Origin of the sequence: Streptomyces sp. NPDC102437 (assembly GCF_044765565.1) — a bacterium.
GTDB lineage: Bacteria > Actinomycetota > Actinomycetes > Streptomycetales > Streptomycetaceae > Streptomyces.
Window position 1 is genome coordinate 166089 of the sequence record NZ_JBIWKI010000003.1, and the last position, 12491, is coordinate 178579.

Here is a 12491-nt window from a genome sequence, read left to right on the forward strand (position 1 = left end):
GTACGGGGCCGGCCGGTGGCCTCGTACCCGCCACCTCACACGGCGTCGGCCAGCAGCAGGGAGTGGATCCGGTCGGGCGCACCCGGCCGGGCGTAGTACCAGCCCTGTGCCGTGTCGCAGCCCAGCTTGCGCAGCTGCTCCGCCTGGGCGCCGGTCTCCACGCCCTCCACCGTGACCGCGAGATCCAGGCTGTGCGCCAGCGAGACGATCCCCTCGACGATCTTCAGATCGACCGGGTCCGCCGGGTGTTGCTGCATGCCCATGGTGAAGGAACGGTCCAGCTTGAGCACGCTCACCGGCAGCCGGCGCAGATTCGCCAGGTTCGAGTACCCGGTGCCGAAGTCGTCGAGCGCTATGTCCACACCCATTTCGGCCAGTTGCCGCAGCGGCTTGAGCAGGTCGTCGTCCGCGCCGATGAGCGCGGACTCGGTGACCTCCAGGCAGAGCGCCCCGGGTTCGAGCCCCGAGCGTTCCAGCACGTCGACCGTCTCGGCGACCAGCCGCGGATGGTGCAGCTGGGTCGGTGAGAGGTTGACGTTGATCCGCAGCGGACCGCCGTCGGTGTGCCGCTCCTGCCAGAAGTTGGCCTGTCGTACGGACTCCTCCAGCACCCAGCGGCCCAGTGGCACGATCAGCCCGGTGTGCTCGGCGAGCGGGATGAAGCGGTCCGGGCCGAGCACCCCGTGCTGCGGGTGGCACCAGCGCACCAGCGCTTCCGCCCCGTGCACCGTGCCGTCGTCGAGGTGCACCAGCGGCTGGTACTCGATGAAGAACTCGCCACGTTCCAGGGCGGCGGGCAGCGCGGTGGTCAGCCCGTGACGGGTGATGGCACGGGCGTCCGCCTCGTCGTCGGCGAGCTCGAAGCGGTTGCCGCCCGCCGACTTGGCCCGGTACATCGTGATGTCGGCGCTGCGCAGCACCTCGGCGGCGTTGCGCTCGCGGGCCGGTCCTTCGACGACCCCGATGGATCCGCGTACGGTCAGCTCGCGGCCCTCCAGGCGGATCGGGGTCCCGAGCACACCGAGGATGCGGCAGGCGAGTTCGGCGACCTCCGTCTCGGTGTCGGGTCCGGTGGTCAGGGCCACGAACTCGTCGCCGCCGAGCCGGGCGACCATCTCGCCGGGCGCGGTCGCACAGCTCTGCAGCCGGTCGGCCACCTCGACCAGCAGCCGGTCCCCCGACGCGTGGCCGAGGCTGTCGTTGATCGCCTTGAAGCCGTCCAGGTCGAGGTAGCACAGGCCGAACCGGCTGCTGTCGGCGGCGGACAGCGCCTTCTCCAGCCGTTCGAAGAACAGGGTCCGGTTGGGCAGGCCGGTGAGCGCGTCATGGGTGGCCTCGTACCTCAGCCGGAGGTTGAGCAGCCGGCGCTCGGTGGTGTCCTCCATCAGCGCGAGCTGGTACTGCGGCTTGCCGTCGGCGTCGCGCAGCAGCGAGACCGTCAGGTTGGTCCACAGCACGGTCCCGTCGTTGCGGTAGTACGGCTTCTCGACCCGGTAGTGCTCGCGTTCGCCGCGCACCAGCTCGTCGTAGTACTTCCACACGTGCGGCGAGTCCTCCGGGTGGACCCACTCGTTGAGCCTGTGGCTGCGCACATGGTGATCGAGCCCGCCGAACATCCGGGTGAGGGTGTCGTTGACCTCCAGCACCTTGCCGTCCAGGTCGGCGATGCCGATGCCGATGGCCGCGTCCTTGAAGACGGCGCGGAAGCGCGCCTCGGTCGCGTGCAGCGCGTGTTCGGCGTCGGAGCGGGCGGTCAGCGCCGACCTGGCGATGGCTTCCTGCTCGGCGAGGGTGCGCTCGCGCAGCGCCTGGGTGAAGCCGCCCGCGAGGGTGTGCTGGATCCGCGCGCAACGGGCCCTGCTGTCCTCGGTCGACAACGCCGTGGCGCCGTTGTTCCCGCAGTAGAGCACCAGGTACGAGTCGATGACGCCGAGCGTGCTGCTCAGCGCGTCCGGATCTGTGCAGTGCGCGGTGACCAGGGCGGCCCCCACCTCGACCGCGGGCGCCGCGTCGAAGGGCCGGGCGTGCAGGATGTCGCTGAGCTCGCGGGCCAGCGGCAGCAGATGCTGTTCGAACTCGGTGCGTGTCAAGGAGGTGGCCGTCGAGGGGAAGATGGCCCGGCTCCAGATCGTGGCGAATCGCCGGAGCCGATCCTCGGGGCCGTCGGGATCCGTGTCCGGCGCACCGGACGACTGGGCGGGGATGCTCACGCCTTGCGTCCCACTCCCGCGAAGCCCGAGAACGCGTATGGGTCCTCCTGCTCCGTCACCACCGGGGCGTCCGGGCGCCAGTTCGGCATCGACACGAGGCCGGGCTCTACCATCTCGTACCCCTCGAAGAAGCGGGCTATCTCGTCGCGGGACCGCATGACCAGGGGGTTGCGGATGTTCTCGTAGACGTCGACCGCGCCGCCCGCCTCTTCCCGGGTGAGCGGAAGGCCCTCGTACGAGGCGTGGGACACGACGACGATGCTGCCGGGGGCGAGCGCTTCGCGCAGTTCGGCGACCGCGGTCTGCGGGTCGTCGCAGTCCTCGATGAAGTGGAGCACCGCGACCAGCAGCAGGGCCACCGGGCGGTCCAGGTCGAGCAGTCCGGAGATCTCCGGGCTTTTCACGATCTCCTGCGGGCGGCGCAGATCGGCGGCGGCGATCACCGCCCGGTCGTTTCCTTCGAGCACGGCCCGGCTGTGCGCGACCGCGACCGGGTCGTGGTCGACGTACGCCACCCGCGCCTCGGGGTCGGCGGTCCGGGCGACTTCGTGCACATTGCCGAAGGTCGGTATTCCGGAACCGATGTCCAGAAACTGACTGATGCCCTCGCTCACCGCGTAACGCACGGCTCGCCGCATAAAGGCGCGATTCGCCTGCATGATCTTGGGGAGTCCCGGCATGAACTCCATGGCCTTGCGTGCCGCTTCCCGATCCACCTCGAAATTGTGCGATCCGCCCAGATAGAAATCGTACATTCGAGACACGCTCGGCACTGAAATGTCAATGCCTCGCGGTGCCCAGGCGGGACGCTCCATCGATGTCTCCAACAAGTCGCCACGGCGATCCGGCCATGTTCATGGTCAGTGTTGTCCAGAGGCTACTGATCGACTGCCAAGAGAGCGAGCGGAAACGGAAATTAGCCGTCCGTTATTGGTCACACACCAGTGGCATGTGCAACCGGGCCGTCGCTGCGGGTGACATTCGATGCCGGACCGGTCCTTGCGAGGTGCCTCCGGGCCCATGCGCCGTTGCGGCCTTGGTTGTTGATGAATCCGGTGATGGCACCGGTTTCGCATCGGCGGATTCACTTCCGGACCGGATGGCCTGCGATGTACCGGCAGTTGAGTCCGCCGGGTCGATTGGCGGTGACAAATGCCTTGGCGGTGAAGCGTTTGGAAGCGTTCTTTACCAATGAGGCTATGTCCGGTCGCTCCACCGTCACTTCACCTCACCGTCACTTCACCGGTCCGGCCGGCCGGACGCGTCAACTTCCCGACGGCTCGTCCCCGTTGCCAAGGGCACTCGCACCACCCATGACGTCGGGCACCGGCCCCGTCCCTGCCGGGTTCTGCCTGGTCCCGGACCCTCCCCCGACGGCAAACGCCCGCGGCTCCAGTTCCCCACCATCAGGCGAATCCCGCCCTCGCTCCGCGTGTCCCGTGAGCTGCTGGAACATGCTCCCGGTCGTGTACGGATCACTCATAGGACGGCTCACGGCAGCCGTCGCCCTTCTCTGGCTGCTCGGCACCCCGGCTCCCGCGGTCGCGGACAGCTGCGCGTACGCCTCCATCGGTGAGAGCGGCGGCAGTTCATCGGTCGCCACATCGGGCGACGGCAGTTGCCACGCGGGCCCGGTTCCCGAGCCCACGCCCCCACCCACACCACGACCGGCACCTACGCCTCCCCCGCCTCCGCCGCTTCCTCCACCACCGCCACCACCGCCGTCACCACCGCCGCCCGCACCGCCGCGGGCGAAGCCGGGGCCCGTGCCGCCACCCCCAGCACCGGCGCCCACACCCACGCCGTCGCCCACACCGACGCCGTCCCCCTCGCCGTCCGTACGCCCCACACCCCTGCCCGTGGCGCTGCCCACCTACCGCAAGCCGCCGCGCAAGGTAGTGCGGCACGGCACCTCCCTGGTCAACCTCACCCTGCTGATCACGGCGCCCGCGGTGTTCGCCGTCGCCGTACTGCGTCCCCGCTCCCGCTGACCCCCGGAGGATCACAATGTCGGAATGGCTTGTTCTCGCCCTCGCCATGGTCGCGGCCAGCGCCGTCGTGCTGACCATCGCCGTACTCAACAACCGCCGGATCGGGGAGGACGACGACCCGTCCGAGACCCCTGACGTCATCGAGTACATGACGATGATGATCGGCGTCGTGTACGCGATCGTGCTGGGCCTGGCCATCGCGGGCGTCTGGGAGGGACGTGGCGCCGCGCAGGAATACGTACGTCAGGAGGCCCAGGCACTGCACGAGGTGAGTGTCCGCTCCGCCGTCTACCCGGCCGAGGTGCGCGCCCGCATCCGCGCCGATGTCGACGCCTACGTCCACCACGTCGTCAATGACGAGTGGCGGGCGATGAGCGAGCACGGCAGCCTCACCCCCGAGGGGACCCGCCTGCTGGCCAAGGTGCGCGCCGATGTCACCCAGTACCAACCGCGGAACGACCACGAGGGGCAGGCATATCAGCCACTGGTCGACGAGGTGGCCGCGGCCGACGACGCACGCAGCGCACGCGGGCAGAGCGCCGGTGCGACCATGCCGGGCGTGGTCTGGTTCGGCCTGATCATCGGAGCCCTGGTGACCATCGGGCTTATGTTCACGCTGCAGATCCGCAGAACGTTCCGTGAACTCCTGCTGGCGGGCCTGTTCAGTGTTCTGATCGCCTTTCTGTTGTTCCTGATCTGGGACTTCGACACCCCCTTCGGGCGCGGGCTCTCGGCCACCGCGGCACCGTTCCTCGACCTGTTCCCCCGCGCCACGGGCGGCTAGCGGTCCGTCAGGACGCGGACGGAGTGCGCCGCTCGGGCGAAACCGGAGCCCGAGCGGCGCACTCCGATCGCGGGCGGTATGCACGGCTTCTAGCGTTTGGCACGTCGAGGTGCATTTCTTACGCTCTGTGGAAATCCGTTCCGCAAGTGCTCCTCGGGGATCCGGAGGCTCACCCATGCGCGCAATAGGCGTCGCACCCGTCGCCCTGCTCGGCGCCGCCGCTCTCGCCCTGACCGCTCCGTCCGCAGCCGCGTACGGAACGACGTCGGGAGGCGCGTCCTCCGCGACCGGATTCACCGTCACTCCGTCGGTGATCGCGCCGGGAAGCCAGGTCACCCTGGCCGCCCGGGGGTGCTCCACAACCGCAACCGCCGGCTCGGCCGTCTTCGACACCGTCACCATCCCCGCGGGTGGCACAAGAGCGGCCACGGTCGACTGGGACGCGAGACCCGGCGCCTCCTACGAAGTGACGTTCATCTGCAGCACGTCGCCCGACCCCACGGCGAAGTCCGGTCTCACGATCGCCGCGGCTCCCGCACCGGCCGGGGCCACCCGTCCCGCGGCGGCCCCGGCCGGTGCGCAGGGCGGGCTCGGCGGCGGCATCGGAACGATGAACACGGTGCAGATCGCCGTCGGAGCGGCGTCGGCGGTGGCAGTGGTCGCCGGCTCCGCCCTGGTGGCACGCCGTCGCAGGGAGCGCCGCTCGCACTGACAGCAGGGTAGGTGCCGACCGAGAAGTCACCCCGGGTCCCGTTGCGGGCCCCGGGGCGACGGGCGTTTGCGGCGGGGGGCCGACGCCGGGGGGCGAAGCGCTCGCCCCGGACGGTTCCTCACCCGATGGAGGGATCCGGCGGCCCCGGCCGAGGCTGTGCCGCAGCCCGCTCCGGAGTCGGCCCGAGCAGCGGATAGCCTCACTGCCGTGACAGAACCGCAGCCTCATCAGTTCGAACGTGGCACAGACGGCCCGAAAGTGATCGTCGCAGGCCTCGACGGGTCCGATTCCTCCATGCGTGCCGCGGCCTACGCTGCGGGGCTCGCCCGCCGCCAGGGCGCCATGCTCGCCCTCGTCTACGTCCAGCCGGTGCTGCCCGCTGGGGCCGCGCTGGGCGCACCGATCGCCGATACGACGGGCGAGGTCGCGGAGGGGCTGGTGAGCGAGATCCGGGAGTCGACCCGGCGGGTGAAGGAAATATGGGACGTGCGCTGGGAGTTCCACACCTTCCGCGGCGACCCTTACAACGGGCTCGTGACCGCGGCGGACGAACTGAAGGCGGACGCCGTAATCGTGGGCGCGTCGGAATCGGCCGGACACCGGTTCATCGGCTCGGTCGCGATCCGGCTGGTGAAGGCGGGCCGTTGGCCCGTCACGGTTGTCCCGTAGGCACCGCGGAATCCTTCACTCCGACGGACGGCACGCCTTCTTCCGCACCGGCTCGGCCTGGGCCATCATGAGCGCCCGTCAGGGACAGCCGTCAGCGGAGAGGTGACTCATGGCAAGGCTCCGAGTGGGCGAGGGTGTGCTGCGCCGCAAGCCGATCGAGCAGATCGACGAGAAAGGGCCCGCGGGGGAAGCCGCCACTCAGCTCACCAGAACGCTCGGACTGTGGCAGCTCACAGCCATCGGCGTGGGCGGCATCATCGGCGCGGGCATCTTCACCCTCGCCGGCACGGTGGCGAACGGCACCGCCGGTCCCGCCGTCCTGGTCTCGTTCCTGATCGCGGGTGTGGCGAGTGCCGCGGCCGCGTTCAGCTACGCGGAGTTCGCGGGCCTGATCCCGAAGGCCGGCTCCGCCTACACCTACGGGTACGCGGTGCTCGGCGAGCTGGTGGGCTGGTTCATCGGCTGGGACCTGCTGCTGGAGTACACGGCGATCGTGGCGGTGGTCGCGATCGGCATCTCCGGCTACTTCAGTTTCCTGCTCGGGGAGATGGGGCTCGAAGTACCGAAGTGGATGCTGGGCGCGCCCGGTACCGGCGACGGCCACAAGGTGGACCTGTTCGCCTCGCTGCTCTGTCTGCTCGTCGCGTACCTGCTCACCCTCGGCATCAAGAACGCGGCGCGCTTCGAGACGGTCGTGGTCGTCCTGAAGGTCCTGGTCGTCCTGCTGGTCATCGGCGTCGGTGTGTTCCACATCAACACCGCCAACTACACCCCGTTCTTCCCGTTCGGGATCAGCGGGGCCTTCACCGGTGCGGCCACGGTGTTCTTCGCGGTGTTCGGGTACGACGCCATGTCGACTGCGGCCGAGGAGTCCAAGGACGCCCAGCGCCACATGCCGAAGGCGATCCTGTACTCCCTCGGGATCTCCATGGTGCTCTACGTGGCGGCGTGCCTGGTATTGACGGGGATGCAGAGCTACAAGGACATCGACCCTGAGTCCGGATTCTCCACGGCCTTCAAGTCGGTGGGGCTCGACCGGCTCGCCGATTTGATCGCGGTGGGCGCGATCATCGGCATCCTCACGGTGATGTTCACCTTCATGCTCGGCGTGACCCGGGTCTGGTTCTCGATGAGCCGTGACGGGCTGCTGCCGAAGTGGTTCGCCAAGACCCACCCGACCCGGCACGTGCCGACCCGGGTGACCTGGATCGTCGGTGCCGCCTCGGCCCTGATCGCCGGGTTCCTGCCGATCGGCGAGGCCGCCGAGCTGACCAACATCGGCATTCTGCTGGCGTTCGTCGTGGTGTGCATCGCGGTGATCGTGCTGCGCTACAAGCAGCCGGAGCTGCCGCGCACGTTCCGCACCCCCGGGATGCCGTTCGTCCCGGCGCTCGGGGTGGTGTTCTCGGTCTGGCTGATCACCTTCCTCCAGTGGCAGACCTGGGTGCGTTTCGTGGTCTGGTTCCTGATCGGACTGGTCATCTACTTCGGCTACTCGTACCGGAAGTCGAACATGGCGAACACTCCGGGCGCGGGAACGGGAACGGGCTGACCCGGAAGCCGGGCGGCGGCTGCCCGGCCGCCGCCCGACCGTTCACCGCACCATTCGCCGCACTGTGCGACCGCTCGTCGCACGAGGCCGCCCACCGCCTGTTCCTCGGCGCCCCGATGCGTTCGTATACGCCAGTCGGCAGCGAAGCCGCAGGCCTGGGCGGAAAGGGCGTTCACGATGACCATCACGACGACCGATGAGCGGACCCTCGCGGATCTGCAGCGGGAGCACGGGCCCGCCCTCCTGCATTTCCTGCTCGGTCTGACCTTCGGCGACCGGCAGCGCGCCGAGGACCTGCTCCAGGAGACCCTGGTCCGGGCCTGGCAGCATCCGGAGGCCTTCGACGCCCCGTACGACTCGATGCGGCCCTGGCTCTTCACGGTCGCGCGGCGGCTCGCGATCGACGCGCGCCGCTCCAGGCAGGCCCGGCCGACCGAGCTCGGCGACGCCGTGCTGGATACCACCCCGGCCGGCGAGGACCCCGCCGACACCACGGTCTCGGCGCTCGACGTACGCGAAGCGGTACGCACCCTCAGTCCGGAACACCGCGCGGTCCTCGTCCAGATGTACTTCCGCGGGCTCACCGTGGACGAGACGGCCCGGGTTCTCGGCATTCCGGCGGGCACGGTCAAGTCGCGCTCCTACTACGCGCTGCGCCGGCTCTCCCACAACCTCCCCGGCTACTCCAGCAGGTCCTCCGCGCGCAGCAGGGCGAGCAGCGAGACGGCCTCCGCGGCCTCCACGTAGTCGGCGGCGCAGCGGTCGCAGGTCTGCAGATGGCGGGAGACCGTGCGGGTCTCGCCCGCCGTGAGCGCGTCGAGTACGTAGGCGCCCAGCGCATGGCGAACGTGCGGGCCCTCCCCGGGATCGGCGGTCATCGCATCCTCGTGTCGTCGACGCATCCGGTGGTGACGGATCCTGTCCTTCTGGCCACGCGGGGCGCGCTCCCCCGGTTCAATGCTCCGTGAAGCGCGGTACCGAACACAGAAAGAGGCGAGACGGGATGTGCCCGGAGCGTCAGAATGGAACCGGTGGGGCCGGGCTGCAGGTCCCGATGGCCTGGATGTACGCGGAGTACATCGCCGATGAGCTGCTGCGGACCGGCGATCTGATGGAGCCGTCCACACTGGAGTACCGAGCGGGGCGCGATGCCCTCGCTCTCACCATATTCCTCTCGGACGGCGCGGTGGCCGATGCGCTGCCCGCGGCCCGGCTGGACAAGCTGCGCCTGCTGACGGCGTACGGGGCGACGTGGTGCGGCTGGGTCCGTGAGCGGCTGGACGCGCTCGACGCGGCCCCGGTGTCCGGCAAGGCCGGCCCGGACCCCGATCTGGCCCTGGCCCGCGCGGCCTGGCGCTGGCTGGAGGAGACCGAGCTGCTCGCGGCCGACCTCGACGCGATCGCGCCGCCGCCCTGGGAGCCGGTGGGCGACGGGCCGGACGCGGAGGAGGCGGCCCAGGTGTGGACGCCGGCCTGGCAACTGGGGCTGCCGCTGGGGCATCTGGCGATCCATCTCCACTGACAGGGACCTGGTCGGCCGGTCAGGAACCGTGCACCCCGGCACGGTACTTCGGCAGCCGCACGGTGATCTTCATCCCGGCGCCGATGCCCGTCTCGATGACGAGGCCGTAGTCGTCCCCGTACACCTGGCGCAGCCGTTCGTCGACGTTGAGCAGTCCGATTCCGGTGGAGCGGCCACCCTCGCCGCGCAGGATGTGGCGCAGGCGCTCCGGGTCCATCCCGGTGCCGTCGTCCTCGATGACGACCTCGGCCTCGGAGCCGGCGTCCAGGGCGCTGATGGTGATGCGGCTGGAGGTGACGGCCCCTTCGAGGCCGTGCTTGACGGCGTTCTCGACGAGCGGCTGGAGACAGAGGAACGGCAGGGCGACGGGCAGTACCTCGGGGGCGACCTGGAGGGTGACCAGGAGCCGTTCGCCGAAGCGTGCGCGTACCAGTGCCAGGTACTGGTCGATGGAGTGGAGTTCGTCGGCGAGGGTGGTGAAGTCGCCGTGGCGGCGGAACGAGTAGCGGGTGAAGTCGGCGAATTCCAGAAGGAGTTCGCGGGCCCGTTCCGGGTCGGTGCGGACGAACGAGGCGATGGCGGCGAGCGAGTTGAAGATGAAGTGCGGGGAGATCTGGGCCCGCAGCGCTCTGATCTCGGCCTCGATGAGCTGGGTGCGGGATCGGTCGAGCTCGGCGAGTTCCAGCTGTACGCAGACCCAGCGGGCCACCTCTCCGGCGGCGCGCGCCAGCACCGCGGATTCGCGCGGGGCATAGGCGATCAGGGTGCCCAGTACCCGGTTGTCGACGGTGAGCGGCACGGCGACGGCCCAGCGCAGCGGGCAGTCCAGGTCGTCGCAGTCGCTGCGGAAGGCGGTGTCCCGGCCGCTGGCGAGCAGGTCGCGCACCTGGTCCATGACGTGGCGGCCGTGGTGCTCGCCCTCGCCGTCCCAGACCAGGACCCGGTCGTGGTCGGTGAGGCAGAGCGCTTCCGTGCCGAGCAGGGAGCGCAGCCGGCGGGCGGACCTGCGGGCGCTCTCCTCGGTGAGCCCGGCGCGCAGCGGGGGCGCGGCGAGGGAGGCGGTGTGCAGGGTCTCGAAGGTGGCGTGCTCGACGGGTGTCCCGACGTCGCTGGTGCGCAGGGGCCGGGCGGTGCGGCGGCCGAGCAGAAAACCCGCGCCGAGCGGCAGCAGGGCCAGCAGGACGAGTGCGGCGTATCCGGCGCTCGTCATCGGTGCCTTCCCGACGTCAGTGCCTCGGGCAGGTGAAAGCGGGTCATGGCGGCATTGGTGCCCGGGGGTATCCGGCCGGGGGTGGCGAGGGACACCAGGATCATCGCGAGGAAGCCGACCGGCACCGACCACACGGCGGGCCAGGCGAGCAGGGTGTGCGGCCAGCCGGGCGGGCGGACCGCGCCGCTGACGGTGATGGCGACGGACAGGAACGCGGAGCCGCCGCCGAGCAGCAGTCCGGCGATGGCGCCGGGCGGGGTGAGGCGCCGCCACCAGATGCCGAGGACCAGCAGCGGGCAGAAGGAGGACGCGGAGACGGCGAACGCCATGCCGACGGAGTCGGCCACCGGCACCCGGCTGACGATCAGCGAACCCGCCAGCGGTACGCACATGGCGAGGACGGTGGCCAGCCGGAAGTGCCGTACCCCGCGCGAGGGCAGGACGTCCTGGGTGATGACCCCGGCGACGGCCATGGTGAGCCCGGAGGCGGTCGACAGGAACGCGGCGAACGCGCCGCCCGCGATGAGCGCGCCGAGCAGGTCACCGCCGAGTCCGCCGACGATCCTGCCGGGCAGCAGCAGCACGGCGGCGTCCGCGTCCCCGCCGTGGATCAGCTCGGGGGCGTACAGCCTGCCCAGGGCCCCGTAGACCGGGGGCAGCAGGTAGAACACGCCGATGAGGGCGAGGACGGCGACCGTGGTGCGTCGGGCGTCGCGGCCGTTGGGGCTGGTGTAGAAGCGGACCACGACGTGCGGCAGTCCCATGGTGCCCAGGAAGGTCGCGACGATCAGCCCGTAGGTGGCGTACATCGGGTGGTCGGCGCGGAAGACGGAGAGCTGCTCGTCGAAGCTGACGCGGGGGCGTCCGTCGCCCTGCCAGGCGAGCACCAGGAAGATCGCGGGGACCAGGAGCGCGGTCAGTTTCAGCCAGTACTGGAAGACCTGGACGAAGGTGATGGAGCGCATGCCGCCCGCGGCGACGGCGATCACGACGACGGAGGCCACGAGCACGTCGCCGAGCCAGCCGGGCGCCCCGGTGAGGATCTTGAGCGTCAGCCCCGCGCCCTGGAGCTGCGGTACGAGATAGAGCCAGCCCGCCGCGACCACGAAGACGCTGACCAGTCTGCGCACCTGCCGTGATTCCAGCCGCCCTTCGGCGAAGTCGGGCAGGGTGTACGCCCCCGAGCGGCGCAGCGGTGCGGCGACGAAGACCAGCAGCACCAGATAGCCCGCGGTGTAGCCGACCGGGTACCAGAGCATGTCCGGGCCGTGCACCAGCACCAGGCCGGCGATGCCGAGGAAGGAGGCGGCGGAGAGGTATTCGCCGCTGATGGCGGCGGCGTTGAGCCGGGGCCGTACGGTGCGCGAGGCGACGTAGAAGTCGGAGGTGGTGCGGGAGATGCGCAGTCCGAAGCCGCCGACGAGTACGGTCGCGAGGACGACGGCGGCGACCGCCGCCACCGCGTACGTACGGCTCACTGTGCGGGGCGGCCTTCCACGAGCCGGGCGAAGTCGCGTTCGTTGCGCTCGGCCCGTCGCACGTACCACCAGGCGATCAGGGTGAGCGGCGGGTAGGCGGCGAAGCCGAGGACCGCCCAGACGAGCGCGGCGCTGTGCAGGGCCTCGAAGACCAGTGGCAGCGTCCCGACGACCACGGCGAGGCCGGCGAAAGCGGTGAGTCCGGCCCGCAGTTGGCTGCGCATCAGCGAACGGACGTACGCGCCGCCGAGCGCGGTCTGCTCGTCGATCTCCGACTGGGTGCGGTAGCGCGGCAGCGGGCGCACCCGCCGGGGCTCCCCCGTCACCACTTCGCGCCGGGGCGCTGGCTCTGCGGACATGGGC

The 12491-nt window shown here is 70.4% G+C and carries 14 protein-coding genes; 7 read left to right on the forward strand and 7 right to left on the reverse strand.

Annotated features, from left to right (window positions below; genetic code table 11):
* Window positions 1–35: 35 nt before the first annotated feature.
* The 3 genes from ACIRJP_RS05765 to ACIRJP_RS05775 form a co-directional block, all read right to left on the reverse strand.
* On the reverse strand, window positions 36–2210 hold the full coding sequence (locus ACIRJP_RS05765; RefSeq protein ID WP_404168495.1) for a putative bifunctional diguanylate cyclase/phosphodiesterase: 2175 nt from the start codon (window positions 2208–2210) through the stop codon (window positions 36–38).
* Window positions 2207–3025 (reverse strand): SAM-dependent methyltransferase, encoded by an 819-nt coding sequence (locus ACIRJP_RS05770; protein ID WP_404168497.1) that lies wholly within the window; start codon window positions 3023–3025, stop codon window positions 2207–2209. The genes ACIRJP_RS05765 and ACIRJP_RS05770 overlap by 4 nt, the downstream gene beginning before the upstream one ends.
* 859 nt (window positions 3026–3884) lie before the next feature.
* Window positions 3885–4025, reverse strand: a complete 141-nt coding sequence (locus ACIRJP_RS05775) for a hypothetical protein (RefSeq protein WP_404168499.1) — start codon at window positions 4023–4025, stop codon at window positions 3885–3887.
* A gap of 44 nt (window positions 4026–4069) precedes the next feature.
* On the opposite strand from ACIRJP_RS05775, the gene ACIRJP_RS05780 reads away from it, so the two are divergent.
* From ACIRJP_RS05780 to ACIRJP_RS05805, 6 genes are all read left to right on the forward strand, one after another.
* Window positions 4070–4201: a hypothetical protein gene (locus ACIRJP_RS05780; protein WP_351252274.1), complete on the forward strand. Its 132-nt coding sequence runs from the start codon at window positions 4070–4072 to the stop codon at window positions 4199–4201.
* A gap of 16 nt (window positions 4202–4217) precedes the next feature.
* Window positions 4218–4985, forward strand: coding sequence for a hypothetical protein (locus ACIRJP_RS05785; RefSeq protein WP_404168501.1), 768 nt, complete (start codon window positions 4218–4220; stop codon window positions 4983–4985).
* A gap of 175 nt (window positions 4986–5160) precedes the next feature.
* The gene (locus ACIRJP_RS05790; protein ID WP_404168503.1) at window positions 5161–5697 is read left to right on the forward strand and encodes a hypothetical protein; all 537 of its coding nucleotides are present in this window, start codon (window positions 5161–5163) and stop codon (window positions 5695–5697) included.
* 207 nt (window positions 5698–5904) lie between these two features.
* On the forward strand, window positions 5905–6366 hold the full coding sequence (locus tag ACIRJP_RS05795) for a universal stress protein (RefSeq protein ID WP_404168505.1): 462 nt from the start codon (window positions 5905–5907) through the stop codon (window positions 6364–6366).
* Window positions 6367–6475: 109 nt separating this feature from the next.
* Window positions 6476–7918 carry an amino acid permease gene (locus tag ACIRJP_RS05800; RefSeq protein WP_404168507.1) on the forward strand — a complete coding sequence of 481 codons (1443 nt, stop codon included), beginning with the start codon at window positions 6476–6478 and terminating at the stop codon, window positions 7916–7918.
* A 177-nt stretch (window positions 7919–8095) separates the two neighbouring features.
* Window positions 8096–8665 carry a sigma-70 family RNA polymerase sigma factor gene (locus tag ACIRJP_RS05805; protein WP_404168509.1) on the forward strand — a complete coding sequence of 190 codons (570 nt, stop codon included), beginning with the start codon at window positions 8096–8098 and terminating at the stop codon, window positions 8663–8665.
* Here the strand turns inward: ACIRJP_RS05805 and ACIRJP_RS05810 are convergent.
* Window positions 8599–8796 carry a zf-HC2 domain-containing protein gene (locus ACIRJP_RS05810; protein WP_404168511.1) on the reverse strand — a complete coding sequence of 66 codons (198 nt, stop codon included), beginning with the start codon at window positions 8794–8796 and terminating at the stop codon, window positions 8599–8601. The genes ACIRJP_RS05805 and ACIRJP_RS05810 overlap by 67 nt on opposite strands.
* Before the next feature lie 125 nt (window positions 8797–8921).
* On the opposite strand from ACIRJP_RS05810, the gene ACIRJP_RS05815 reads away from it, so the two are divergent.
* The gene (locus ACIRJP_RS05815) at window positions 8922–9440 is read left to right on the forward strand and encodes a hypothetical protein (RefSeq protein ID WP_404168513.1); all 519 of its coding nucleotides are present in this window, start codon (window positions 8922–8924) and stop codon (window positions 9438–9440) included.
* Window positions 9441–9459: 19 nt separating this feature from the next.
* Here the strand turns inward: ACIRJP_RS05815 and ACIRJP_RS05820 are convergent, their stop codons facing one another.
* Genes ACIRJP_RS05820 through ACIRJP_RS05830 form a run of 3 tightly spaced genes read right to left on the reverse strand, consistent with a single transcriptional unit; the run spans window position 9460 to window position 12487 of the window.
* Window positions 9460–10650 carry a sensor histidine kinase gene (locus ACIRJP_RS05820; RefSeq protein ID WP_404168515.1) on the reverse strand — a complete coding sequence of 397 codons (1191 nt, stop codon included), beginning with the start codon at window positions 10648–10650 and terminating at the stop codon, window positions 9460–9462.
* Window positions 10647–12128: a cation acetate symporter gene (locus ACIRJP_RS05825; RefSeq protein WP_404168517.1), complete on the reverse strand. Its 1482-nt coding sequence runs from the start codon at window positions 12126–12128 to the stop codon at window positions 10647–10649. The genes ACIRJP_RS05820 and ACIRJP_RS05825 overlap by 4 nt, the downstream gene beginning before the upstream one ends.
* A complete protein-coding gene (locus tag ACIRJP_RS05830) occupies window positions 12125–12487 on the reverse strand; it encodes a hypothetical protein (protein ID WP_404168519.1) in 363 nt (120 codons plus the stop codon). The genes ACIRJP_RS05825 and ACIRJP_RS05830 overlap by 4 nt, the downstream gene beginning before the upstream one ends.
* Window positions 12488–12491 lie beyond the last annotated feature (4 nt).